Source organism: Serratia sp. HNCC26DJ206, assembly GCF_057180605.1.
Genome location: NZ_JBXUGP010000017.1, coordinates 24,023 through 48,957 on the forward strand (window position 1 = coordinate 24,023; position 24,935 = coordinate 48,957).

Consider the following 24,935-nt stretch of genomic DNA (forward strand, 5'->3'; position numbering starts at 1 on the left):
CATTCTCCATTAAGTAATATTACTGACTAATGAATTCTGTCTAAGACGATTCTCTCTTGTCTGAATGAGCGTATTTATTTAGTTACGTTGGCATTAAAGATAGAGTGCTGTCAATATGGGGTTTATAAAATAAGATTACTCGGTGCCTGGTAACGTGTTTAATACCATTCTGATTGATTTCAGCAGCTAAGTATTCCTTACAATAACCACTCGAAGGACACAGCCGAATATGAAGCAGTATGGCTCGTCGAACTGTGAGCGCCTTCACCGAACGGCCGTTGTCCTTGTGTAAATATACAACCTATTGATAACAAAAGAACAACGTAAACAGGGAGTAACGGGCATGATGTGGCACCCGATGGGAGTTTCTGCGCTGGTCACCCTGGTGGTGATCGCGCTGTGGGCGACGTCCCGTCTGCCGGAATACCTGGTGGCGCTGCTGTTTTTTGCCGTAGTCATGCTGTTACAACTGGCACCCGCCGGTGTGGTGTTTTCGGGCTTTGCCTCTTCGGCATTTTGGCTGGTGTTGAGTGGCTTTGTTTTGGGTACCGCCATTCGCTCAACCGGGTTGGCCGACCGGCTCGCCAACGGCATTTTGCCTCATCTGGCCGGTTCCTGGTTACGCTTGGTGGGCGGCGTGGTGGCGATCAGCTATGCGCTGGCATTTGTCATGCCATCAAATATGGGGCGCATTACCCTGCTGATGCCAATCATTATGGCGTTGGCGGAACGCGCCGGGCTGGTGGAAGGCTCACGTGGCCGCTTTGGTTTGGCGTTGGCGGTGGGTTTTGGCACTTTCCAGCTGTCTGCCAGCATCTTGCCTGCCAACGTGCCTAATCTGGTGATGAGTGGGGCGGCAGAAAGCGCCTTCGGCATTCACTTCACCTATATTGCCTACCTGATGCTGCATGCGCCCATACTTGGGGTCGCAAAGGGCGTGTTGTTGACGCTGTGTATCTGTTGGCTGTTCCCTGCTACCCCGCAGAAAGTAGAGAAAATGCCGGAGCAAACCGCGCTCAGCACGGCGGAGTGGCGGTTAATCCTGTTGCTGTTGGCCACGGTATTGCTGTGGCTCACCGATCGCTGGCATGGTATTGCTCCGGCCTGGATTGGCCTGGCCGCTGCCTGTTTTTGTTTGTTACCGCGCATCGGTTTCCTGACCGGTGAGCAATTTGCTGCCGGGGCCAACATCCGCACCTGTATTTATGTGGCGGGGATCCTCGGGCTGACGGCGCTGGTGAGCCATTCCGGGCTGGGTGATTGGTTAGGGAATGCGTTGCTGGGCGTGATACCGCAAAATCCGGATCGGCCATTCGTCGCTTTTGCGTCACTGATTGGCATCACCACCCTGCTGAATTTTGTTGTGACGGCCAACGGTGTACCTGCCTTGTTCACCCCATTGGCGCAGGTGCTGGCGGATGGCAGCGGCCTGCCGTTGATCACGGTGCTGATGACGCAGGTGATCGGTTACGCCACGCCGCTGCTGCCGTATCAGGCATCGCCGATCGTGGTGGCGATGGGCATGGGCAGAGTGCCGCCGCGTGAAGGATTGAAGCTGTGCCTGCTGCTGGCTGCATTGACCTTTGGGCTGCTGGTGCCGCTGGATTACCTGTGGTTCAGATTATTGGGCTGGATGGGCTGAACAGAGAAGGGCGGTGGGATGGAAATGCTACGCGCTGCGATTGAAAAACAGGTGCTCAGCCTGACCGGGCTGGCACTCGGCGGAGTCGATTTTGAGCACCCGCCCGGCGATCCAGGGCTGTTTGGCCCGCAGTCGGTGACTTGGCAGGTTTACAGCGACTTTACCTCAATGCTGTGCGGTGGCGTCAGCGCGCTGCTGCTACAGATGCTGCATCCGCTGGCGTTGGCCGGAGTCTGGGATCATTCCAATTTCCGCGAGGATATGCTGGGCCGCCTGCGCCGCACCAGCCAGTTTATCTCTGTTACCACATTTGGCCCGACGGCGGAGGCCGAACGCCTGATCGCCAAGGTTAAAGCCATCCATTTGCAGGTCAAGGGCGCGGATAGCCGTGGCGAGCCCTATGCCGCCAGCGATCCCTATTTGCTGACCTGGGTGCATGTGGCCGAGAGCAGCCGTTTTCTGGCTTCACACCTGCGTTACCGGAACCCGCATCTTTCCCTCACTCAACAGGATGAGTATTACCGCGAAGCAGCCCGCGTCGCCGAAGCTTTGGGCGCGCGTGAGGTTCCCACTTCCTGCGCCGCGGTGGCCGATTATCTGCAACAGATGCGCCCGCAGCTGGTCTGCGATGAACGCACCCTGGAGGTGGCACGTATTCTGTTGGCGGCACCGGCTCCCAGTGCGCTGGCGCGGCCGTTTGGTGCTTTAGTGATGCAGGCGGGCATCGATCTGCTGCCTGATTGGGCGCAGCAGCAACTGGGGTACAATCCGGGGAGTCTCAAACGGCGGCTGGTACGCGTTGGGATCCGCGGTGTCGGGCGGGTGTTGCGATCGGCGGTGCGTAATGGCGCCTACCCGCGGGCGATGCGGCGGATGGCGAAAACGGCGGGTTAACGCGCCATCTCGGCCAGCAGAATCTGTGCCACACCGCTATATTTGGGTATAGTGCGCAGCATTATTCTGCGCCGTAATCTGATCGAGGTGATATGAACGAGTCAACCCTACTTGCTGAAGTGAGTAATGAGAACCAGACACTGGTCGCAGTGGTTCAGCAAGACAGTCGTGCCGCCTATTTTTATATCTACCCTACGGAGGAGCAGGATGAGCGTTTTCAGGTGCGGGCCTGCTGGCTGCGTAACCTGGGCCTTGCTCCCTTGCAGGAAGATCGCGCGGCGATGGAAGCCGGACAGCCACCGATGCTGGCCGCTGAGTATTGCCGCAATCCGGCCGGGGAGGCGCCGCTGGAGGCAAAGGGGCTGACGGTGATCTGGGCGGAAAGCGATGATGGTGCCGCATTGTGGTATCACGGTCAGTTGCTGGCGGTAATCCCCGGTTGGAGCCTGTATATCGATCACTCAGTGTGCTATTCCGCCAGTTGTATCAAAGAAAGCGCGCTGGTTTACCCGCTGGGTTGTGCCTCGACCAATACCCAATATGCGTTGGCGGATAATACCCGGCAGTTCTGGCGCAGTTGGCAGCGTGAAGAGGGCAACCCGTGGCCGAAAATGCAAACTGAGTATCAGGCGCGCTACGCACAGCATTTTGGCCCTTCGGTGAAGTATTACGCTATCGATCAGGGCAAGTGGCCGCCGATGGCCATCACCCAGCATGAGCGCGACGGTATTTACTATTTTCTGACCATCGGGGTCAGCATCCGGCCCATGCCGTGGGTGGAGATCCTGTTCAATGACGATGCCTCACAGTATCGCCGCATGGAAATGGCCATTGCCGTCGATGGGCAGTATCTGACCGAAGAGTATGCCATTCAGATGGCCAGTGCGTTGGCCGGTTTTGCTCACGTGCCTTGGGCGAAGCTCACCTGGTTTGGCGAAGGGCATACGCTGGTGTCTGAAGTGGCTCCGCTGGGCTATGAAGGTTATGTGCTTTCGTCCTCGTTTTACCCTGACCATGAGCGTTTGGTGCTTCCGCCGCAGTATGGCGATCCGGTGAATATTTTCTGGGCCAGCCCGGTGTTTACCACTGAACGTGCTCGGGCGCAGGCCACCCCAAACGGCGGGCTCGAACTGGTGAACAAGCTGCGTGAGCAAGGGGTTGACCACATTTTCCGCCCACGTCAGCCGCTGGCGTGATCGCCTGAAGTGCAAAAATCACCGGATAAACCACCCGCCTGAGTGCCGGTGGTTTTTTACTTTCTGGCCGATCGTGATTTGGCATAGTATGAGGCGGGCATAAAACTAACGGAGAGGGTCATGAAATCAGCGCTGTTGATTATTGATGTGCAGAAAGGGCTGTTTGTGCCGCCACCGGCAGAAGCCGATGCGGTTATCGGGCGAATTAACCAATTGAGTGAACGTGCCCGTCAGGCCGGGGTGCCGGTAATTTTTATTCAGCACCAGACCGCGCACGACGAACTGCTGCATGGCAGCGACGCGTGGCAAATTCACCCCGATTTGCAGGTGCAAGCCAGCGATCATCGCATAGAAAAAACCACGCCGGATTCATTCCTGCGTACTCATCTGGGCAAACTGCTGATTGCCAACGGCGTGACGCAACTGGTGATCTGCGGCTATTCCACCGAGTTTTGCGTCGATACCACCACCCGCCGCGCCGCTGGGCTGGGGTATCCGGTGGTGCTGGCGGCGGATGCGCACACCAGCCACGACAAACCGCACGCCAGCGGGTTGCAAATCCGCGCCCATCACAACGCGACGCTGTCGAATATTCAAAGTTTTGGCATCCCGATCCGCGCGGTTGCGGCAGAAGAGATCCGTTTCTGATACCCGGCCGGGTCATTATGGAGCAGTAGCGTAAGGCTATTGCTCCCAGTTTCCCGTTGATCATACTTACTGTGTTTTTTATCGATAAAAAACGCCAAGAGTTCAGGCGATGTGCTGTTGAATAGAATTAATCATCGACTGCTTGGCCGTATCGAGATGGCAGTGTAACTCGCGGGCCGCATCCTGATCGTTGCGACAGATCAGGGCGCTCAAAATAGCCATATGCTCTTCAATCGCAATGATATTTCTTTGTTTAAGATCGGACTCGTCCCACTGATAGTGAAAATGGAAAATCATCGAGATGATTTCCAGCGACTGATTGAAAAACAGGTTATTGGCGGCTGACAGGATCAGCCCATGAAAATCCCGATCCAGCAGGGAGAACAGACGGTAATTGTCGCTGATGGTATCGCGCAGTTGGCGGTGGCGGCTCAATAACTCCTTGGCCTGTAACCAGCGTTCGTCATGCGCAGGCAGGTTGATAAAGCGTGAAAGGGCGTGGGTTTCGAGCATCTGGCGCAGTTCAAAGAGCTGCTCGGCATAGCTCCGGTCCAGCCTTTTCATGCACCATTGGCCGCGCCGCACGTTGTCGATCAGATTGTAACGGCTAAAGCGCAGCAGGAACTCCCTGACCACCACCGGGCTGACGTTAACCGTGCGAGCAAGCTGCAGTTCGGTAAAGGAATCGCCAGCCCGCAACTGCTTCTGATTAATCATCTGAAAGAAGGCTCTCTCAAAGACCTTGGCCTGATCGTCCAGTGAAGAGTTTATGCATTCAAAGCCGTCGGCAACCTGGGGCATACGCAGGATCACATAGCTATCGTTAACCTTTTCCAGTACGCCCAACTGAGAGAAATAGGTCAGCGTGTGGCGCACCGTGGTACGGCTGATGTTGTACATCTCTGCCAGCGCGGCCTGGGAAGGCAGTGGTGAACGGATATGGCCTTGCAGGATGCCATCAATCATCTGATTCACCACGTTCTGTCTTAAATTTTGTGTTCTGCTCACGCTGCTCTCGGCGGGGGATGACTTTTTACGCATTTAAACCCTATTTAAACCGGTTTATTTTGTGCTGAATCACAAATAGTGGCGATCGGGCAATCCTTCCCGCCGTTTTTCATTGATAACAGCTGCCAACTGAGCCGCTTCGGGGCAGAAATACCCAGTGGACGAGAATAATCACCGGTTGCAAGGAGCCACAATGAAACAGTTGAATCGCAGAGAATTTCCTGGCGCACACTATCCCGATCGTATTATCCAGTTTGGTGAAGGTAACTTTTTGCGTGCCTTTATCGACTGGCAAATTGATTTATTGAATGAGCACACCGGCCTGAATGCTGGCGTGGTGGTGGTTCGCCCGATCGACAGCGATCAGCCCCCTTCGCTGAATACCCAAGACGGCTTGTACACCACTATTATTCGTGGGCTGAACGAGCAGGGCGAAGCGGTTTGCGAACCGCGCCTGATTCGCTCCGTCAACCGTGAAGTGAACGTTTATCAGGATTATGCGGGTTACTTGGCGCTGGCGCGTGATCCGGCGATCCGCTTTGTGTTCTCCAACACCACGGAAGCGGGTATCACTTACCTGCCGCAAGACCGCTTGGCGGATGCGCCTGCGGCCAGTTTCCCGGCTAAACTGACGCGCCTGCTGTATGAGCGCTTCAGCCACTTTGCAGGTGCCGCCGATAAAGGTTGGGTGCTGCTGCCATGCGAGTTGATCGACTATAACGGCGAAACGCTAAAAGAGTATGTGCTGCGCTATGCGCAACAGTGGGAGCTGCCACAGGCGTTCAGCGATTGGTTGAATGAGTGCAATACCTTCTGTTCTACCCTGGTGGACCGTATCGTCACCGGTTACCCGCGCGGTGAAGAAGAGCAATTGCAACAGCAGTTGGGCTATCAGGATCGCTTCCTGGATACCGCTGAGCATTTCTATCTGTTCGTGATCCAAGGCCCGCAGTGGCTGGCGAAAGAGCTGCACTTGGATCAGCTTGATTTGAACGTGCATATCGTCGATGACATCAAGCCGTACAAAGAGCGCAAAGTGGCGATCCTCAACGGCGCACACACCGCGCTGGTGCCGGTGGCGTTTCTTGCCGGGCTGAATACCGTGGGTGAAGCGATGAGTGATAAGCAGGTGGGTGACTTTGTAGCACGCACCATTGCTGAAGAGATCATGCCGGTGCTTGATCTGCCGCAGGAAGAGCTGCTGCCGTTTGCCGAAGCGGTGCAGAACCGTTTCCGTAACCCGTTCATTCAGCACCAACTGTTATCCATTGCGCTGAACGGGATGACCAAGTTCCGCACGCGCATCCTGCCGCAATTGCTGGCTGGCCAGCAGAAGAACGGCGTGCTGCCAAAGCGCCTGACCTTTGCGCTTGCGGCGCTGATCGCGTTTTACCGTGGTGAACGGCAACTGGGTAACTATCCGCTACAGGATGATGCTCATTGGCTGGAACGCTATGCCACGCTGTGGACGGGGGTGAAGCATCGTGATATCCCGCTGGCCACGCTGGTGGAAACCGTGTTGGCTGATGAAAATCATTGGGGGCAAAACCTCAATGCGGTGCCGGGCCTGACCGCTGCCGTGACCGCCAATCTGCGGGTGATTCTGGAAGACGGGATGCGCACCGCGCTGTACGGCCTCGACAAGAATTAAGCGTTTTTCTTCTGAAACAGGAAATGGCGTTTAACGTCATTTCCTGTTGGTTATATCCTCATTTCTCTGCAAAGCCGGTTTTATCACCGCTGAGCAGCTTTTCAGATCGGTTTAATAACTCGTGTGCAACCAATCCTGACGATCCCATATCAGGATACCTGCACCCGCGCCATTAGTTGGGCTATTCAGCCGGTTAATAATCGCAGGAACCAATTCTGGATGATATTCGTATGGCAGAGAGGTGAAACCATTCCAGGCGAATGGAATGATTGGCGCTTGATTTGGGCCCAATGGACTATCTGGATCATCGCTGCTGCCATTAAACCGCAGATCACCCAATATATACATGATGTTCTCCGCTTTGATTTTGCCGGTATAAGCGGGAGGAGTACCTGACTGTTGGTTATTGCGTAACGGGTAGCGAACACCATTAATATATGATTGTTCAAGCAAAAGGGCACCACCTTCAGTGGAAAGTGAACCGTTGCTGATCACATCAAAATGAAAACCTTCGGCTGCAATGAGCGCTGCCGCCTCTGCTGGAATAAGATTCTTCACCTCCCAGTTGCTTGAGCATTCCATCATAATATTGAATGCGTGTGCATTACCTGCACGTAAACGAGGCATACGATCCTGCGCATTGTGGTAGTAGTTGTGGTGCAATGTCAGCTGCAGATCTGCATTGCTGGCTTCCATGGGATTAGCGCCAACAAGGTGGGTTTTTTTATGCCCTTGCACCACAGCAGCAATATCCACCTCAGATATACCTTGCTTACGAATAAAATCGTACATCGGATATTGAGAGCGGTTGGCTTCCATTGCGCTGAGCTGTTGTCTAACCCAACCGTTTGCAGCCCCATCGTCACTCTTGAACATTGACCAGGAAATTGTGACGCCGGAAGTCCCCGCTTTCATGTCTACAATACCATCGTAGGCTTTGTGGAATGTGCAATGGTCTATCCAGACCTTATTATCTTCCTGGAGGGTGATATAGTCCCAATCCTGCTCATCGTAATCCCCTCTGGTTTTCTCATCCCACTCCCAGAGTTCGTTAAATTCAAGGTTTCGAACAATCACATTATTACTGCGTCTAATATCTAAGGCCGCATGTTTTATCGTGGCACCGTTGACTGAGAAAATAGTAAGGCCATTTTTAAAATCATCAATATAGATTTTAGTCACCCCAGTGCGGATCAGAACGGGATGGGTCAATGGCGCTTTGTGTGATACCATCTTGCTGCCAGCAACTTCTTTCACTTCTGCTGGGATCTCGTTCCAACCCAGATCCAGGTCATTCATGATTTCGATAACTTTATATCTGTTCTGCCCTCTAATGGCCGTAGCAAAATCCAGGGCGCTATACACTTTTATATAGGCAGGATCTGTTTCTGGGATCACTCCTCCACCTGTATTACCATAAGCAAAGCCAGTCAGGTTATATTCTTTTGTTCCAGCAAAAGTATCATTCATTAGTAAATCATCCTTATTTAAATAAAAGATATATGATCAGGCTAATTATTAGGCATGCCTACCGATGCTTGTTCATTACTGCATTACCGATAACGATGCCAAAATTGATTATAGTCAGCGATGAAGAATGGGTATGAATTTCACCAATTTCTTTTTAAGTTTCTTAGCCAATAAAAATAGGTGGGTAAATAGGGTGAAAATAGTTGACTAATAATGAATGGAACAGGTTTAATTTCGCTTTGAATATGGCTTTGTTTCAAAAAAAATGAAACCAAGCCTTGGGCGTATCAGGTTAATTGATATTAATGATAAACCTCCAGTGATTATTTTAAGTTCAGTCAGAAAACGGGCCTGCACGAATTAATGATTATGATCAGTCAAGAGGAAAAGCTTAAAAACGAGTGTTCACTCAAGCTATTTTACAAACAACCCTATGGCTTTCAGGGGGGGATCTCGGCAAGCCGCCCTCTCATGTTCGCTGACCGAGTGGGTTTAAAAACATTAATTCTCATCGGCCAGCCGATATTGGCCGGTGGAAATCCGATTGAGAAACCCCTGCCGGATCCCTATACTGCCGCACATGCAAGGTGTGGCAACATCTACACCTCCCCGGTTGATAAGCTAAAGGCAATTCCATGATCAATAATGATGTGCTGCGCAGCGTGCGCTACATGCTGAGTATTAACGATGCGAAGATGATTGAGATCGTCAAGCTGGACGGTTTTGACGTCAGTGTTGCAGCCATGTCGGCCTACCTGATCAAAGAAGGTGAACCGGGTTTTGAGCAATGCCCAGACGAAGTGATGGCCCATTTCCTCAATGGCCTGGTGTTCTTCAAGCGCGGTAAGGACGACAAATTTCCCGCCCCTGAGGTGGAACTGCCGATCACCAACAATCTGGTGCTGAAAAAATTGCGCGTGGCGTTTGAACTGAAAGATGTCGACCTGCACCAGATTTTCACCGCGGTGGAGTTCCGTATTTCCAAGCCGGAGCTGAGCGCACTGTTCCGCAAACAAGGCTCCAAAAATTATCGCCCGTGCGGCGATCAAATGCTGCGTTACTTCCTGAAAGGGTTGACCCAGCGCATCCGCGGCGCATAATTTTCCGCATTGCTGAATCAGGCGCCTTCATTGAGGGCGCTTTTTTTGTGCCCGTTCATCGCTTGCCTGGTCTTTTGCGCGTAAAGGCTTTGTGGATCATACTCCATATGATACCGGTTCAATCCTATGCTTGATTAGTTGCGCAATAGGTAGGACATCGCATGATGACTGTGGAATTAAGATAATAATATGACAACTGCGCCAGTGGATATTCAGCAAAAACTACACAGTACTGAAATAGAACAAAAAATACTCAAACGCTCAATCTACTGCACGCTATTTATTGCCAGTGCTGGGATTGTGTTTGGCATTGTCTGCGGTTCCATGTCGATTGTTTTTGACGGCATGTTTTCTGCACTGGATGCCGGGATGTGTTCATTATCACTGCTGGTATCGCGCCTGCTCGGGCAACCCTACAGCCGCCGTTTTCAGTATGGATTCTGGCATGTCGAGCCGCTGGTACTGGCGTTTAACGGCAGTTTGCTGACCCTGCTGTGCCTGTACGCCTTCGTGAACGCCATCAAAGGGATTGCCGACGGTGGACGCGAATTGGAGCTGGGTTGGGCGATGGTGTATGCCGTCACCGTCAGTATTTTCTGTTTCATGCTCTATTTTAAGCAGCGTCGGCTGAATAAAAAGGTGCAGTCAGAACTGATTGCGCTGGATACCAAAAGCTGGCTGATGTCGGCGTGCATCAGTTCTGCGCTATTGGTGGCATTTATTCTCACCTGGCTAATGGAAGGCACCCGCTACGAGTACCTGAATGTGTATACCGACCCCTTTGCACTGGCGGTGTTGACCCTGGTGCTGATCCCGATCCCGATACAAACGGTCAGAGCGGCGGTAAAAGAAGTCTTGCAGATGGCTCCCGACAGCCTCGATTGCAAAATCGAATCCATTATGGCGCAGCTGACGTTGGAATATGGCTTCCTGGATTATTCCAACTACGCTACGCGCATGGGGCGCGGGCTGTTTATTGAGATCCACATCGTGATCCCCGAGAGCATGGAAGACAGCGGAATATACAAGTTTGATCAGATCCGCGACAAAATTGCCGATGCCATCGGCGAAGATGGCCCTCACCGCTGGCTGACCATCTCTTTTACCCAAGATCCGAAGTGGCTGTAAGTGGCAGCGTTTTCGCCATATGCCAGAGTTCAACCGATTGGCTGGCAGTGGTAAAACGGTTCTCACCAACGATCGCCATCCCTTGCCGCTGATAAAAGCGCTGAGCGGCAACGTTGGTTTTCAATACGTCCAGCCAGAGCTGGGTTTGCCCGCTTTCGATGGCCCGCCGTTGTACTTCGGCATATAAACGCTCGCCATAACCGTGCCCGGCAAATCCCGGCAGGAAATAGATTTTCTGCAGTTCAGCGCCGCTGGTGGCGGTTGCCGCCAGCGGGCTGTCGAGATTCAGCCGGGCGAAGCCCACCGGAGTTTCATCTTCATAAGCCAGCAACCAGCAAACTAGGTTGCTCTGCAAACTCTTGGTCAATGCGGCGACAGAAAAATCGTTAGCGAGAAAATCCGCCATTTCGCTCTGGCTGTGCCAAAGCGCACCGAAATGGGCGATATAACTGGCGATCCCAACGTCTCGCACGATAGTTAAATCAGCGAGTTGTGCCTGACGGACGGTGAACATAAGCGTATCCATACTAAGGGAAAGAGGGGCAATTATACCCTCGGTTTCAGCGCTGCGGTATCCAGCGGCGCAGAGATATGCCCCACCGTGTAGCACTGCGTCTGTGCATTACGCTGCTGTGGCAGTTGCTGCCACAGATGGAAACTGACCAACTGCCAGTGTGCCGGATCGAACGCCACGATGCTGGCTAAAGCCAATGGATTAGCCTGCTGCTGCGAGCGTAACAGGGTGAGATCGTTATAAGCAGCAATTGGCTGGCATTCCAGCGTGGCGTAACGGGCTTCGGCGAGGTTTTCTGGCACCATCTTTACCACCCAGGGCAGCCAATGGCTCACCTGTGGCCAACCAAACGCCTGGCTGACTCCCCGGAACCCGTTACCGGTGAGGAAATCACTCATCCCGTCGCTGCTGTTCCACAGATAAAACGGCGCATAGCGATTATCGTTGCCGTGCTCGCCTTTCAGCGCATAAAGGTAGGCTTTCATGATTAACTGCGGATGGTGGTCCATCAAATGGCCAAAGTCAGCGATGCGCTGGCGGATAATACCCATATCGTAGTCGGCGGGCAGGGGGAAAGTGTATTGCATGGCGATCATGGCGGTGCTCCTGAAAACAATTGACTGTCACAGAGTGGCACGGCATCTTTATCGATAAAATCGGTATTATTAAGATAAACGGTTCGAAAAATCAGGATGGTTAGCATGGGGCGAATAACCTTCGATCTCGACGACTTGCGCAGTTACGTGGCCGGCATTGAACTGGGCAGCTTTGCTAAAGCGGCGGAGCGCCTAGGGCGCTCGACCTCGGCGGTCAGTGCGCATTTGAAAAAGCTGGAACAGCAGGTGGGTGTGCCTATCTTGCGTAAATCCGGGCGCGGCATGGTGATGACCGAAGCGGGCGAAACGCTGCTGAGCTACGCTCGTCGCTTGCTGGAGCTGAATGACGAAGCGGCGGCAGCGGTGCGCGGGCTGGATTTGCAGGGCCGGGTGCGTTTGGGCTTGCAAGAGGATTTTGGTGAAACCTTTCTGCCGCAGGTGCTGGGCAGTTTTGCCCGTGCGCATCCGAAGGTGCGTATTGAAGCGCGCATTGCTCGCAATGCGGAGCTGATCGACTGGGTGCTGAAAGGGCAGTTGGATCTGTCGCTGGCCTGGGACGGCGGGAGCAGTACGCCGTTTCAGCAGGATTTGGGGCAGCGCCTGATGCAGTGGATCGCCGCGCCAAGCTTTGATTTGGCCCAGTGGCGTGCTAGCGGCGAAGCGTTGCCGCTGGTGGTGTTCGATGCGCCTTGCCTGATGCGCAGCGCGGCGACCGCCGCGTTGGATCGCGCCGGGATCCCGTGGCGTATTGCCTTTACCAGCCGCAGCCTTAACGGCATCTGGGCGGCAGTCAGTGCCGGATTGGGCGTCACGGTGCGTACCGATGCCGGGTTGCCACCGGGGTTGGCCCGATTGGCACCTGAAGCACTGCCCGCGCTACAGCAGATTGGCGTGAAACTACATCGGGCCGAGGAACAGCCGGATGATGCCATCCGGCAATTGGCGCAGATTATTATTGAGCGATTACGCGAGTAAGCTAAGCATCACCTAGTCTTGGGCGATGGGTTGGTTGCCGCTCAGCAAACCCCATTCGCTCCAGGCACCGTCATACAATTTCACCTGATGGGCATCCAGCGACTGTAAACCCAATGCCAGCACGGCGGCGGTAACGCCAGAACCGCAACTGACGATGATCGGCGCGGTGATATCCACGCCTTTCTCGAGGAAGGTTTTTTTAAGCGCCGCCAGTGATTTGAAGCGTCCATCTTCCAGCAGATCGCCATACGGAATATTGATGCTGCCGGGAATGTGCCCACGGTGCAAACCGGGGCGGGGCTCCGGGGCTTGGGCATGAAAGCGTGGTGCCGCGCGGGCGTCGAGGATCTGCACCTTATCATGCATGGCTTGTTCAACCTGCTGCATATTGACCACTGCATCGGCGTTAAAGCGGGCGTTGAAGGTGGCAGGTTGTGGAGCGGCCACGCCGGTTTCCAGCGCATTGCCACGGGCAATCCAGCCGTTTAAGCCTTGGTCCAATACGTAGACGTTTTGCACGCCAAAGTTGCGGAATGTCCACCAGCCGCGCGGTGCGGAGAACTGGTTGCCTTCATCATAGAAAACCAGGGTATGTTGTTCACTGATGCCCAGTTCACCGGCTACGGCGCTGAATTCTTCCGCCGTTGGCAGCATATGGGGTAGCGAAGTATTTTTATCGGCCACGTTATCGATATCGAAATAGACCGCGCCAGGAATGTGGCCGCGTTCAAATTCGGCCAGCATATCCTTTTTGGGCACCAGGCCGACCGGAGACATACGGACGTCGACCACCACCAGATTTTCATCGTTAATATGTTGTTCAAGCCACTGCGCAGTCACCAAAAATGGAGAATTCATTGCTGTTATCCGCCTGTTATCAAATTGGGTTTTTACTATACACCAGCGCCAAGGCGACATGTGCAAGATGAAGAGGATATGATGCTGATGGATAGAAATTTGAGAGTAATTGCGGATGATTGACCACGACTTTGGCGGCGCGAAAATCGCACTGCTGTGCGGCGATAATGTGTTGGTCTACCAGCGTGACGAAAAGCCTGGTATTCCGTGGCCCGGCTGCTGGGATCTGCCCGGTGGCGGGCGCGAAGGGGGCGAAACACCGCAGCAGTGCGTACAGCGCGAAACCCTGGAAGAGTTCGGCATTCGGCTTCCGGCGCGCCAGATTCTGTGGCAACAACGTTACGCCGGGATCCACCCTGGCTACTCACCCACCTGGTTTATGATTGGTGAAATCACGCTAACGCAGATTGCTGCTATCCGTTTCGGTGACGAGGGGCAGCGCTGGCAAATGATGCCCGTGGCTGAATTTGTGCAGCACCCACAGGGAATTGCCCATCTGCGCCAGCGGCTGGCGGACTATCTGGCACAACGCTAGGCCTGTTCAGCGGCCTCTACGCGGGCGATCAACCTTTCAACCTGATGTTCAGAAAAAACCTCAATGCCGTTCTGGCGCAACAATTCTGCGGTAACACCGCTGCCGGGCTGTGTCTGGCCGCCGAATGAACCGTCATAAATCGTCTGGCTGCCGCAGGAAGGGCTGCGATCGCTAAGCAGGGCGAAGCGGCAATTGTGCAGGCGTGCGGTATCCAGCGCCAGATGCGCTCCAAGCAGATAGGCTTCGGTCACATCGTTACCGCCAGCGTCGATCACCCTGGCCTTACCGGCAATCACCTCAGCACCGTTAGCTGCGGCAGCAATTTCAGCTGGTGGGCGCGGTGTGGAAAATCCTGCCGCCAGCTCGGGGCAGCAAACCACCAATCGCCCCTCCTGCTGCCAGCGTTCCAGCGTGGAATTGACTACCGTTTTATGGGATGCGTTATAACGCACCTTGAAACCGGCCAGGCAGGCACTGACTAAGATCTTGGGTTGCATACCGATCTCCCGGTAAGAAAATGGTGATAATTTTTCACTCTGGCGCGCTGAAGTCCACTTGTTTTACGGACTCGGACTGGATCAGCATAATCTGCGCAATGGCTATACCAATCTGCTGTACTGCGCGTTCAACGTCGGCGGTCAGTTTTTGTGCGTAGTTGATGCGCAGGCAGTTACGGTATTTGCCTGCGGCGGAAAAAATACTGCCGACGGCAATTTGTACCCCTTTATCTTCCAGGTAGCGGTTCAGACGCAGGGTATCAAACTCTTCATGCAGTTCGATCCACAGCATAAACCCGCCACGCGGTTGGCTGACGCGGGTACCGGCGGGGAAGTATTGGGTGATCCAGCAGGTCATCAGATCGCGGTTTTGCTGATAGCGGATACGCATGCGGCGCAGGTGCTGTATGTAGTGGCCGTGGCGGATGAATTCGGCAATCGCCAACTGCGGCTGAGTGGCCGTTGCGCCGGTGCCGATATATTTCATGTGCAGCACGCGTTCAAGATAGCGGCCAGGGGCGATCCAGCCAATGCGCAAACCGGGGGCCAGCGTTTTGGAAAACGAACTGCACAGCAGCACCCGCCCGTCATCGTCGAAAGATTTGATGGTGCGCGGCCGAGGGTAGCTGTAGGCAATATCGCCATACACATCATCTTCGATAATCGCCACGTCGTAACACTGTGCCAGCCTCAAGAGGCACCTTTTACGGGTATCCGGCATGATGTAACCCAGCGGGTTGTTGCAGTTCGGGGTCAGTAGGATCACTTTCACCGGCCATTGTTCCAAGGCCATCTCCAAGGCTTCCAGGCTGATGCCGGTCAGGGGATCGGTTGGGATCTCCAGCGCTTTCATACCCAACCCTTTCAACGTTTGCATGGTGCCGTGATAACAGGGGGAGTCGACCGCGACGATATCCCCGGCCTGGCAAATCGCGCGCAACCCGGCGGAAATCGCTTCCTGGCAGCCGGTGGTGATCATCAGTTGTTCGGCATCAAGCTGGCAGCCGGAATCCAGCAGTAGGCGGGCGATCTGCTCGCGCAGGCTGGCTACACCTTGAATGTTGTCGTAATACAAACTGCGCAAGTCGCCGTGGCGGGCGGTGTTGCTCAGCGCCTTAAGCAGTGGCTTGAGCGTGGGTTCGCTGACGTCTGGCATCCCGCGCCCCAGTTGCACCAGATCGTTGCGCGGCTCGTTACGGATCAGCTCCAGCACTTGCTCCCATTGCGAGATATCCACCGGCCGCTGCGCCGGGCGGCTCACCGCAGGCAGTTCTGCGATCAGATGCGGCCTGCGTACGAAGTAGCCTGATTTTGCCCGTGGCTCAACCAACTGGTGCTCTTCGAGCAGGCGATAAGCCTGCTGCACGGTGCTGATACTGACGCCGTGCTCCAGACTGAGCGTGCGTACCGAAGGCAAGCGCTCGCCTGCGGCATACAGCCCTTGTTCGATGCGTTGTCTGAGAATGGCGGCCAGGGTGGCGTAGCGTGTCATACAGATATCCAGAGTTACGTTAACCAGCAAAAAACCGGTACAGATGGTTTTAAACTAGACCATTCAGCGGCCTGAAAACAGCCTTTGTATGGAAAAAATACCACTTTGTTGAATCTGTATTCTTCTCGGCTGGCATTGCATCATCAACCCAGGTGATAAACATAGGGAGATCATAATGATGACAATATCTGTCGAATGCCAACCCGCTCAACGCAAGGCGTTATGGCGCTGGTTACAATCTTGTCTGCAACGTCACCAGACACGCCGAGCGCTGCTGCTCTTGAGCGATGAGCAGTTGGCTGATATTGGCCTAAGCCGGGCGCAGGCGCGGCATGAAGGGCGTAAACCTTTTTGGCGTAAATGAGAGGGAAATATGCTGCAAATTCTCGGTAAAGCGACATCGATTAACGTGCGTAAAGTGCTGTGGACCTGCCACGAACTGGCACTGCCGTTTGAAAGGCAGGACTGGGGCAGTGGTTTTCGCTCCACGCAGGATGCGGCATTTTTGGCACTCAACCCCAATGGGCTGGTGCCGGTGCTAAAGGATGGCGATCTGGTGCTGTGGGAGTCCAACACGATCTGCCGTTATCTGGCTGGGCGCGCAGGGCGGCAGGATCTGCTACCGGTTTTACCTGCTGCCAGGGCGCGAGTGGAGATGTGGATGGACTGGCAAGCTACCGATCTTAACAATGCCTGGCGCTATGTGTTTATGGCTCTGGTACGCCATGACCCGCAATATCAGGATGCGCAACGGTTGGCTGCTGCCAGCAAGGAATGGAATCGCCTGATGGGGATCCTTGAACAGCAGTTGGCACAGACTCGCGCCTACGTTGCTGGCGCAACCTTCACATTGGCGGATGTGGTGCTGGGGTTATCACTGAACCGCTGGCGGATGACGCCATTTCAACGGCCAGACTATCCGGCTTTGGCGAACTATCATGCGCGTTTGCAGGAGCGGCCCGGTTTTTTATTGTATGGAGCCAACGGTATTGCATAATTTGAAATAAATGTTCAATTAGTGTCGGTGCCTGTTTATTTTACAATGTACTTTGCAAGATTGAGTTCGCCGTTACATCGCAGCCTGTCAAGTTGTATGAACGCTATCACGGATATGAGGTTAACTTTGCTGTGGGCTTGTTATTGAAATTTAAATTTCATATATATAAATATAAGAAAATTAATTCCATTAATGTGGCGTCAGCGAAGAGTGGCCGAGGAGAAAGTGATGAAACAGGTGCGCGTTGGATTGATTGGCACTGGCTATATTGGCCGGTGCCATGCTATTGCCTATGCACAGGTAAACACGGTGTTCCCGTTGAAAGGGGAACTGGTGCTGGAGATGTTGGCTGAGGTCACACCCGAACTGGCTGCACAACGGGCAGCGGAGTTTGGCTTTTCGCGTTCAACCGCCGACTGGCGCGAGCTGGTGGCCGATCCGGCTATTGACGTGGTGGATATCTGTGCGCCGAACTTCCTGCATAAAGAGATGGCGCTGGCCGCTATTGGCCACGGCAAACATGTGTACTGCGAAAAGCCGCTGGCGTTAAATGCGCAAGATGCCGCCGAAATGGAGCAGGCAGCACGGGCCAAAGGGGTAAAAACCCTGGTTGGTTTCAACTATATGAAAAACCCGACCAGCCAGTTGGCGCGGCAGATTATCGCCAACGGCGAGATCGGCGAAGTGGTGCATTTCTACGGGACTCATAATGAGGACTATTTGGCCGATCCACGTACGCCGATCGACTGGCACTGCCGCAAGGCCAGCGCCGGGTTGGGTGCATTGGGCGATCTGGCGGCGCATATCGTCAATATGGCGCATTACCTGGTGGGGGAGATTGTGGCGGTTTCTGGCGATCTGCACACCTTCATCAAACAGCGGCCCGATCCTAAGAACCCGGCGGTGCTGTGTGAGGTGGAGAACGAAGATCAGGCCAGTGCGCTGGTGCGCTTCGCCAACGGTGCGATGGGCACCATCGAGACTTCGCGCATTGCCTGCGGGCGTAAAATGGGCCTGAGCTATGTGGTCACCGGCACCCAAGGCACGCTGAGTTTTACCCAGGAACGGATGGCGGAGCTGAAACTGTACCGGCACGATGAGCCAGCGGAACGCCAAGGGTTCAAAACCATTCTGGTGGGGCCGCAGCACCCGGATTACGCCGCATTCTGCATCAGTGCCGGGCACGGTATCGGCTTTAACGATCAGAAAACGGTCGAGATCCGCGATCTGATTAACGGTATCGCTGCCGGGGAGAAAATGTGGCCAGACTTTGCCGAGGGTTGGAAAGTCTCTTGCGTGCTGGATGCGATCGCCGCTTCTGCCGAACAGCGCCGCTGGCTGGAGATTAATCACGGCTGATGCCTACGGGCCCAGCGTGCTGAGCCCGTACACCATCAAAACGCAAAACAGGAACAGCCAAATGCGCCCCAGAAGGCATTCTCATCAGACACGGGAATGCTGGAACGGCGGGCGATATCATGCTGATGGGCATGAACACCGCAAGGGCCGCAGCATTGGTGTGCCTGGCTCAAGATACCCACTCGGTTGGTGGCCGCTGGCGGTGCCGAGCGATAATGCCCCGGTACGTTGACCACCGGTGACCACTCCGGCAGCACCGGTAACGGCGGTGGCGAAAACGGGGAGAAGCTGCCAGCAGCATAGACAATTTTACCGTCTACCACCGTCATCACCGACTCAATCCCTTTGATCTGCTCTTCCGGTACGCTGAAGTAATCTTGTGACAGCACCGCCATATCGGCCAGTTGGCCCACTTTGATCTGGCCTTTCTTACCCTGCTCGGTAGAGAACCATGCGCTACCCTGTGTCCACAGCATTAGCGCGGTTTCACGATCCAAGCGTGCGCTGTCGTCATACATTGCCATGCCGCCAACCGTGCGGCCAGAAACCAGCCAGTACAAGGCGGTCCACGGGTTGTAGCTGGCGACGCGGGTGGCATCGGTGCCTAATCCTACCGGCAGCTCTGCCGCCAGCATTTTGGCCACCGGCGGAGTCTGCTTGGTGGCTTCAGCGCCGTAGCGCTCGGCAAAGTATTCACCCTGAAACGCCATACGGTGCTGCACGGCAATGCCGCCGCCGAGGGCTTTCACCCGCTCGATATTAGGCTCAGATATGGTTTCTGCATGGTCAAAGATCCAATGCAAACCGGCAAACGGTATCTCGCGGTTAACTTTCTCAAACACGTTCAGCATACGGCTGATGGATTCGTCGTAAGTGGCGTGCAGGCGGAATGGCCAACGGTGCTCTACCAAATGGCGTACTACACGCTCCAACTCCTCTTCCGTACCCTGGGGTAAATCTGGCCGTGGTTGCAGGAAATCTTCGAAATCAGCGGCGGAAAATACCAGCATTTCACCCGCGCCGTTATGGCGGTAGAAATCCGTACCTTGGCCGGGTTTGAGCATATCGGTCCAGAGCTGAAAGTCCTCCAGTTCGTGCTTGGGCCGTTGGGTAAACAGGTTGTAGGCGATACGAATAGTCAGTTGCTGTTTCTGGTGCAATTCCGCAATCACCTGATAATCTTCGGGATAGTTCTGGAAACCGCCACCTGCGTCGATCGCACTGGTCAGCCCCAGGCGGTTCAGTTCGCGCATAAACTGGCGGGTTGAATTGACCTGTTGCTCCAGCGGCAAGCTTGGCCCTTTGGCTAAGGTGGCGTAGAGCAGCATGGCGTTGGGTTTGGCGATCAGCATGCCGGTTGGGTTACCGTTGCTGTCACGTTGAATCTCTCCCCCAGGCGGGTTTGGCGTGTCTTTGGTATAGCCCACCACTTTCAGCGCTGCGCGATTCAGCAGGGCGCGATCGTACAAATGCAGAACAAATACCGGGGTGTCCGGGGCGGCGGCGTTAATTTCATCCAGCGTCGGCATACGGCGTTCGGCAAACTGGAACTCGCTCCAGCCGCCGACCACTCTGACCCACTGCGGGCTTGGCGTGCGCAACGCCTGCTCTTTCAGCATCTGCAGGGCGTCGGCCAGTGAGGGAACCCCCTCCCAACGTAATTCCAGGTTGTAATTCAACCCACCGCGGATCAGGTGCAGGTGAGAGTCGTTCAGGCCTGGCACCGCCGTGTGGCCGTGCAAGTCGATTACCTGGGTTTCTGGCCCGGCATGTTGCATAACGTCGCTTGCGCTGCTGACGGCAACAAATTTACCGTCTTTGATCGCCACGGCCTGAGCAGTGGGGTTCTCGCGATCAACGGTATGAAATTTACCGTTGATGATGATCAATGATGCTGCGTGATTCATAACGTTTTCCTTTAATGGCGGGTGAGCCATTGATGAAACTGGCGCGTGACGAGCGGCATCCACAGGAATACCACTAGGGCAACCACGCTGGCATCGTTCAGTAAATGCCCAGCCAGGGAGCCGCTTAACCCGGGTAAGAGTTGGTTCCAAAACCAGGGCACCAGATTGGTTGAAGGGAAAATCACCAGCAGGGTGATTAAAAACTGTTTCCACTTGGCAGGTGGGCGCACGTTGGCACTGGGAGGGGTGAACCAGAACTCGGCACCAGGGCGGATTTCAATATGATCGCTGCCCAGCAGCAACGGCGTGACCTGCTCGATGTACTGCAAGCGCTGCGGGGAATGGATCCAGCGGTATAAGTTGTCCAGATTATCGAAACGCACCAGTATTGTATAAGCCTGCTCGCTGCCGGAAGGGCGGATGACGTTTACCCCCAGGTGGCCGTCAAAGGTGGCCGCATCAGGCATAATGCGCTTTAGCCAGGCTTCATAGGCCTGCTCCTGACCCAATGCCAGATGATGGGTAATAACCAGCGTAACGTGTTGCTGATGAGGCATGGAACTGGCTCCTGAAAAATCCCGGCCGCTTGGGCCGGGCAAGGTTTATTTCACACTGCGCGCCGGAGCGTGATGTACCAGAGTATAGGCATAGTCAACGCCCATGCCGTAGGCGCCGCTGTGTTCGCGCACCAAGTCCATCACGGCGTCGTAGGTTTCTTTGCGTGCCCAGTCGCGTTGATACTCAAGCAGCACTTGTTGCCAGGTCACCGGGATCGCGCCAGCCTGTACCATGCGATCGATGGCACGTTCATGAGCATCGACGGAAGTGCCGCCAGACGTGTCGGTGACCACATAAACTTCATAACCGGCTTCCAGCGCCATTAAGGCTGGGAAGGTCAGGCAGACTTCGGTCCACAGGGCAGAGATCACCAGTTTTTTGCGGCCGGTGGCTTCTACCGCTTTCACGAACGCGGCATCTTCCCAGGAGTTCATTGAGGAGCGCTCAATCGGCGTGATTTCAGGGTGAATCGCCAGCAGTTCCGGCCAGATATAGCCGCTGAAGCTTTCGCTTTCGACCGAGGTGAAAATCGTGGGCACATTAAAAATCTTGCCTGCTTTTGCCAGGGCAACCACGTTGTTTTTCAGTTGCTGGCGATCAATATTGGCAACGCCAAAAGCCATCTGTGGTTGGTGATCGATAAAAATCAGTGCGGAATTTTTCGGATCAAGCAATTGAAACTTAGACATAATTTACCTTCCAAATCGGATTTATGTGAATAAGACAGATATGCTGTATCAGTGAAATGAATGGTAGGGAGATGCCGTTTTCAAAGATAGCGTAGAATTTTTGTCTTCTTGTTGAGTTTTTTTATACACAGGGGAACGAAGTGAGAATAAACCTGGACGCATTGCTGATCTTGGACGCTTTGGAGCGTCACGGTTCATTTGCCGCAGCGGCGGCAGCGCTGTTTAAAACGCCGTCTGCCCTGAGCTATATGGTGCAGAAACTGGAGAGCGATCTGGATATCACGTTGCTCGATCGCTCTGGGCACCGGGCAAAATTCACCGATACCGGCAAGCTGATGCTGGAGAAAGGGCGGATATTGCTGCGCGCCGCGCAAGATCTGGAGCAACAGGCGCGCTATGTGGAAAGCGGTTGGGAGAGCGATCTCACCCTGGCCGTGGATGCGTCGTTTCCCTTCGAGCGCTTATTGCCGCTGATTGACGAGTTTTACCGTCATCATCACACCCGGCTGCGTTTCAGCCACGAGGTGCTGGCCGGTTCCTGGGAAGCGCTGGTTTATGGCTGTGCCGATATCATTATTGGTGCGATCTGTGAGCCGCCTTCCCGCGCGGGTTTCTCTTTCAGCCCGCTGGGGCGTTTGGAATATATTTTCGTCGTCGCCCCGAACCATCCGCTGGCGACGATGCCGGAACCGTTATTAAAAACGACTATCCGCCAGCATCGCGCGGTAGTGGTACATGACACTTCGCGTGTTAATACGCCGCAAAATCTGCATGTGCTTGATGAGCAGGATCAACTGACGGTATTCAGCTTTGAAGCCAAGTTGCAGGCGCAACTGGCCGGGTTGGGCTGTGGTTATCTGCCGCGTTATCTGGCGGAGCCTTACCTGAAAACGGGCCAGCTGGTAGCGAAAAATGTTGAGGCAGAACGCTACAGTGATACCGCGTATTTTGGCTGGCGCGAAAGCGCGACCGGCTTGGCGGCAGCCTGGTGGCGAGAGCGTTTGCAGGCTTATGTCGAGGTTGGCTCCATTTATTCGGGCCTGTAAGGCAGACAGATAATGGGCGCAATTTGCTAAATTTTAACTTTGCTTTGCCACTTTGGTTATTTTGCTCGTCGCACCGGTTCGCAGATAGTGGGGGAAATCTCTCACTGCGAGCCGGAAAATGTCTTCAAATCACTCACACAGTGTTTATCTGCACGATGCACAGCGCGCCTGGATCCAACAGCTTGCCCGGCAATGGTCCTGGCGGCTGGAATTGCCGACCTGGGGCATCATATCGCTGGTATATGGCAGTTGGTTTGGCGTGGTGCATTACTGGCCACTGCTGGGTCCTTGGTTGGGTACGCCGCTGCTGATCGTCGCCACCACTGGCTATATGTCGTTACAGCATGAGCTGATCCACGGCCATCCGACGCGCTGGCCGCGGCTGAATCATCTGCTTGGCCTGCTGCCGCTGGCGGTGTGGTACCCTTACGGACTGTATCGCGATTCCCATCTAAAACATCATCGCGATCAACATTTAACGCTGCCGGAAGACGATCCGGAAAGTTACTACTTCAGCCAGGCACAGTGGCAGCGCTGGCCCATATTGTTGCCGCTATTGACCAAGGTACGTAATACCCTGATTGGGCGGATGGTGCTTGGCCCGGCGCTGGATATTGCATCTACGTTGATCAGCGCGCTGAGAGCCATTCTGGCGGGGAATGTGCGTACATTAGCGATGTGGTTGGTGCATGGTGCGCTGCTGGTACCGATGTTGTTCTGGCTGCAAGCGCACGGCCTTTCTGCTGGTTTTTATCTGCTGGTGGTGAGTTATCCGGCGCTGGGCCTGACGAAGGTCAGATCGTTTTTTGAACATCGCGCCGTAGACGCTCCGCAGGCACGTTCTGTTATTAATGAAGCATCTTGGCCATGGCGCTTGCTGTTCCTCAATCTGAACTATCATTTAGTGCACCATGATTTACCCGGCTTGCCGTGGTACGGATTGCGCAAAGTGTATCTGGCGGAGCAAGAGGCTTACCGCCAGCGCAGCCAGGGGTTTGTGGTAGCGGGATACGGCGTCTGGTTGGCTGAATATGCTTTTACACCGATTGCCGTTGAGGTGCATCCGTTTGCTACAGTGGGTTTGGCAGAGGGTGTGCAGAACGGCTGGCCAACCCTGTCGCTTGCGCGCTGGGCCGGTACTGCTCAGGATTTTCCAACCGATCCGGCGAAATAGCCGGAAAGTCTAATTGAAGAGGAACAGGCATGGCGATTAGCTCATTACGTGGACGTTTTCTGGCTTTGGCGCTGACCATGCTGACGGCGGGTGCCGCGCAGGCGGCGGATACGGTGCGCGTTGGCTCCAAGATCGATACCGAAGGATCGTTGCTCGGCAACATCATCGTGCAGGTGCTGGAAGCTAACGGCATCAAAACCACCAATAAACTGCAACTGGGCACTACTAAGGTGCTGCGCGGGGCGATCGCCGCCGGCGAAATTGATATTTATCCGGAATATACCGGTAATGGGGCTTTCTTCTTCTCAGACGAAAAAGATCCGGCGTGGAAAGAGGCCAACGCCGGGTTTGAGAAGGTGAAGAAGCTTGATTACGACAAAAATCATATCGTCTGGCTGGATGCCGCACCGGCGAACAATACCTGGACCATTGCTGTCCGTCAGGACGTGGCGGAGGCGCATCATTTGAAAACCCTGGCGGATCTCAGCCAGTGGATCAACGCTGGCGGTAAATTCAAACTGGCCGCGTCGGCAGAGTTTATTGAACGCCCGGATGCTTTACCGGCTTTCCAGAGCGCCTATGGCTTTAAGCTCAATCAGGATCAGTTGCTGTCGCTGGCCGGTGGCGATACGGCGGTGACCATCAAGGCGGCGGCAGAGCAGACTTCGGGGGTGAATGCGGCGATGGCGTATGGCACCGACGGCCCGGTGGCGGCTTTGGGGCTGCAAACCCTGCAAGATCCAAAGGGTGTGCAACCCATCTACGCACCGGCACCGATTATTCGCGAAGCCACGTTGAAAGAGCATGCCAATATTGCCGAGCTGTTGAAGCCGGTTTTCGCTACGCTGGATGGCCCAACGCTGCAAAAACTGAACGCGCAGATCGCCGTGGAAGGGCAGGATGCCAAACAGGTAGCGGTAAACTACCTTAAAGAGCAAGGGCTGATTAAGTAGCCTTATCTTTCAGGAACTGGGCCGCTAAAGCGGCCCTACGGGTAATGG

At 54.6% G+C, this 24,935-nt stretch carries 26 protein-coding genes; 16 read left to right on the forward strand and 10 right to left on the reverse strand.

The genetic code is table 11. The features are described 5' to 3' along the window. Positions 1 to 343: 343 nt before the first annotated feature. The 4 genes from AC2A1E_RS12790 to AC2A1E_RS12805 all read left to right on the forward strand — a co-directional run bounded on the left by AC2A1E_RS12790 (position 344) and on the right by AC2A1E_RS12805 (position 4,380). Complete coding sequence (locus AC2A1E_RS12790; protein WP_484384057.1) at positions 344 to 1,642, forward strand: SLC13 family permease; 1,299 nt, start codon at positions 344 to 346, stop codon at positions 1,640 to 1,642. Positions 1,643 to 1,660: 18 nt separating this feature from the next. Next, positions 1,661 to 2,536, forward strand: coding sequence for an oxygenase MpaB family protein (locus AC2A1E_RS12795; protein ID WP_484384058.1), 876 nt, complete (start codon positions 1,661 to 1,663; stop codon positions 2,534 to 2,536). Between the two features lie 92 nt (positions 2,537 to 2,628). Beyond that, complete coding sequence (locus AC2A1E_RS12800; RefSeq protein WP_484384059.1) at positions 2,629 to 3,732, forward strand: suppressor of fused domain protein; 1,104 nt, start codon at positions 2,629 to 2,631, stop codon at positions 3,730 to 3,732. 120 nt (positions 3,733 to 3,852) lie between these two features. After that, positions 3,853 to 4,380 (forward strand): cysteine hydrolase family protein, encoded by a 528-nt coding sequence (locus AC2A1E_RS12805; protein WP_484384060.1) that lies wholly within the window; start codon positions 3,853 to 3,855, stop codon positions 4,378 to 4,380. Positions 4,381 to 4,482: 102 nt separating this feature from the next. Here the strand turns inward: AC2A1E_RS12805 and AC2A1E_RS12810 are convergent, their stop codons facing one another. Beyond that, the gene (locus AC2A1E_RS12810; protein WP_484384061.1) at positions 4,483 to 5,388 is read right to left on the reverse strand and encodes a GntR family transcriptional regulator; all 906 of its coding nucleotides are present in this window, start codon (positions 5,386 to 5,388) and stop codon (positions 4,483 to 4,485) included. 193 nt (positions 5,389 to 5,581) lie between these two features. Between AC2A1E_RS12810 and AC2A1E_RS12815 the strand changes: the two genes are divergently transcribed. Beyond that, positions 5,582 to 7,039, forward strand: coding sequence for a tagaturonate reductase (locus tag AC2A1E_RS12815; RefSeq protein ID WP_484384062.1), 1,458 nt, complete (start codon positions 5,582 to 5,584; stop codon positions 7,037 to 7,039). A gap of 111 nt (positions 7,040 to 7,150) precedes the next feature. Here the strand turns inward: AC2A1E_RS12815 and AC2A1E_RS12820 are convergent, their stop codons facing one another. Beyond that, complete coding sequence (locus tag AC2A1E_RS12820; protein ID WP_484384063.1) at positions 7,151 to 8,509, reverse strand: pectate lyase family protein; 1,359 nt, start codon at positions 8,507 to 8,509, stop codon at positions 7,151 to 7,153. Between the two features lie 363 nt (positions 8,510 to 8,872). Between AC2A1E_RS12820 and AC2A1E_RS12825 the strand changes: the two genes are divergently transcribed. From AC2A1E_RS12825 to AC2A1E_RS12835, 3 genes are all read left to right on the forward strand, one after another. Continuing rightward, positions 8,873 to 9,148, forward strand: coding sequence for a hypothetical protein (locus AC2A1E_RS12825; RefSeq protein WP_484384064.1), 276 nt, complete (start codon positions 8,873 to 8,875; stop codon positions 9,146 to 9,148). Next, positions 9,145 to 9,609 (forward strand): YehS family protein, encoded by a 465-nt coding sequence (locus tag AC2A1E_RS12830; protein ID WP_484384065.1) that lies wholly within the window; start codon positions 9,145 to 9,147, stop codon positions 9,607 to 9,609. The genes AC2A1E_RS12825 and AC2A1E_RS12830 overlap by 4 nt, the downstream gene beginning before the upstream one ends. Before the next feature lie 189 nt (positions 9,610 to 9,798). Continuing rightward, entirely contained in the window at positions 9,799 to 10,737 is a 939-nt protein-coding gene (locus AC2A1E_RS12835; RefSeq protein ID WP_484384066.1) for a cation diffusion facilitator family transporter, read from the forward strand. On the opposite strand, the gene AC2A1E_RS12840 is transcribed toward AC2A1E_RS12835, so the two are convergent. Together AC2A1E_RS12840 and AC2A1E_RS12845 are read right to left on the reverse strand one after the other, a co-directional pair. After that, entirely contained in the window at positions 10,712 to 11,251 is a 540-nt protein-coding gene (locus AC2A1E_RS12840; RefSeq protein ID WP_484384067.1) for an N-acetyltransferase family protein, read from the reverse strand. The genes AC2A1E_RS12835 and AC2A1E_RS12840 overlap by 26 nt on opposite strands. A 32-nt stretch (positions 11,252 to 11,283) precedes the next feature. Then, positions 11,284 to 11,847: a DUF4865 family protein gene (locus AC2A1E_RS12845; RefSeq protein ID WP_484384068.1), complete on the reverse strand. Its 564-nt coding sequence runs from the start codon at positions 11,845 to 11,847 to the stop codon at positions 11,284 to 11,286. 105 nt (positions 11,848 to 11,952) lie between these two features. Here AC2A1E_RS12845 and AC2A1E_RS12850 point away from each other — a divergent pair, with 105 nt between their 5' ends. Beyond that, positions 11,953 to 12,822: a LysR substrate-binding domain-containing protein gene (locus AC2A1E_RS12850; protein ID WP_484384069.1), complete on the forward strand. Its 870-nt coding sequence runs from the start codon at positions 11,953 to 11,955 to the stop codon at positions 12,820 to 12,822. 12 nt (positions 12,823 to 12,834) lie between these two features. Here the strand turns inward: AC2A1E_RS12850 and sseA are convergent, their stop codons facing one another. After that, complete coding sequence (sseA, locus tag AC2A1E_RS12855) at positions 12,835 to 13,680, reverse strand: 3-mercaptopyruvate sulfurtransferase (RefSeq protein WP_484384070.1); 846 nt, start codon at positions 13,678 to 13,680, stop codon at positions 12,835 to 12,837. A gap of 115 nt (positions 13,681 to 13,795) precedes the next feature. Between sseA and AC2A1E_RS12860 the strand changes: the two genes are divergently transcribed. Then, on the forward strand, positions 13,796 to 14,215 hold the full coding sequence (locus AC2A1E_RS12860; RefSeq protein WP_484384071.1) for an NUDIX hydrolase: 420 nt from the start codon (positions 13,796 to 13,798) through the stop codon (positions 14,213 to 14,215). Here the strand turns inward: AC2A1E_RS12860 and AC2A1E_RS12865 are convergent. Both AC2A1E_RS12865 and AC2A1E_RS12870 read right to left on the reverse strand, forming a co-directional pair. Next, entirely contained in the window at positions 14,212 to 14,712 is a 501-nt protein-coding gene (locus AC2A1E_RS12865) for a 2-thiouracil desulfurase family protein (RefSeq protein WP_484384072.1), read from the reverse strand. The two genes, AC2A1E_RS12860 and AC2A1E_RS12865, sit on opposite strands and share 4 nt — an antisense overlap. A 34-nt stretch (positions 14,713 to 14,746) precedes the next feature. Next, complete coding sequence (locus tag AC2A1E_RS12870) at positions 14,747 to 16,204, reverse strand: aminotransferase-like domain-containing protein (protein WP_484384073.1); 1,458 nt, start codon at positions 16,202 to 16,204, stop codon at positions 14,747 to 14,749. A 175-nt stretch (positions 16,205 to 16,379) separates the two neighbouring features. Between AC2A1E_RS12870 and AC2A1E_RS12875 the strand changes: the two genes are divergently transcribed. The 3 genes from AC2A1E_RS12875 to AC2A1E_RS12885 all read left to right on the forward strand — a co-directional run bounded on the left by AC2A1E_RS12875 (position 16,380) and on the right by AC2A1E_RS12885 (position 18,560). Further along, the gene (locus AC2A1E_RS12875) at positions 16,380 to 16,568 is read left to right on the forward strand and encodes a DUF1127 domain-containing protein (protein ID WP_473190597.1); all 189 of its coding nucleotides are present in this window, start codon (positions 16,380 to 16,382) and stop codon (positions 16,566 to 16,568) included. 9 nt (positions 16,569 to 16,577) lie between these two features. After that, complete coding sequence (locus tag AC2A1E_RS12880) at positions 16,578 to 17,201, forward strand: glutathione S-transferase family protein (protein ID WP_484384074.1); 624 nt, start codon at positions 16,578 to 16,580, stop codon at positions 17,199 to 17,201. Positions 17,202 to 17,429: 228 nt separating this feature from the next. Beyond that, a complete protein-coding gene (locus AC2A1E_RS12885) occupies positions 17,430 to 18,560 on the forward strand; it encodes a Gfo/Idh/MocA family protein (RefSeq protein ID WP_484384075.1) in 1,131 nt (376 codons plus the stop codon). 35 nt (positions 18,561 to 18,595) lie between these two features. Here the strand turns inward: AC2A1E_RS12885 and AC2A1E_RS12890 are convergent, their stop codons facing one another. The 3 genes from AC2A1E_RS12890 to AC2A1E_RS12900 are packed head-to-tail and all read right to left on the reverse strand — an operon-like array spanning position 18,596 to position 21,714. Further along, entirely contained in the window at positions 18,596 to 20,467 is a 1,872-nt protein-coding gene (locus AC2A1E_RS12890; RefSeq protein ID WP_484384076.1) for an amidohydrolase, read from the reverse strand. A gap of 11 nt (positions 20,468 to 20,478) precedes the next feature. Continuing rightward, positions 20,479 to 21,024: an antibiotic biosynthesis monooxygenase gene (locus tag AC2A1E_RS12895; protein ID WP_484384077.1), complete on the reverse strand. Its 546-nt coding sequence runs from the start codon at positions 21,022 to 21,024 to the stop codon at positions 20,479 to 20,481. Between the two features lie 45 nt (positions 21,025 to 21,069). Next, positions 21,070 to 21,714 (reverse strand): hydrolase, encoded by a 645-nt coding sequence (locus AC2A1E_RS12900; RefSeq protein ID WP_484384078.1) that lies wholly within the window; start codon positions 21,712 to 21,714, stop codon positions 21,070 to 21,072. Between the two features lie 140 nt (positions 21,715 to 21,854). On the opposite strand from AC2A1E_RS12900, the gene AC2A1E_RS12905 reads away from it, so the two are divergent. From AC2A1E_RS12905 to osmF, 3 genes are all read left to right on the forward strand, one after another. Then, on the forward strand, positions 21,855 to 22,760 hold the full coding sequence (locus tag AC2A1E_RS12905) for a LysR substrate-binding domain-containing protein (RefSeq protein WP_484384079.1): 906 nt from the start codon (positions 21,855 to 21,857) through the stop codon (positions 22,758 to 22,760). A 118-nt stretch (positions 22,761 to 22,878) separates the two neighbouring features. Further along, positions 22,879 to 23,934, forward strand: a complete 1,056-nt coding sequence (locus AC2A1E_RS12910) for a fatty acid desaturase (RefSeq protein ID WP_484384080.1) — start codon at positions 22,879 to 22,881, stop codon at positions 23,932 to 23,934. 29 nt (positions 23,935 to 23,963) lie between these two features. Further along, the gene (gene osmF / locus AC2A1E_RS12915; protein ID WP_484384081.1) at positions 23,964 to 24,887 is read left to right on the forward strand and encodes a glycine betaine ABC transporter substrate-binding protein OsmF; all 924 of its coding nucleotides are present in this window, start codon (positions 23,964 to 23,966) and stop codon (positions 24,885 to 24,887) included. Positions 24,888 to 24,935 lie beyond the last annotated feature (48 nt).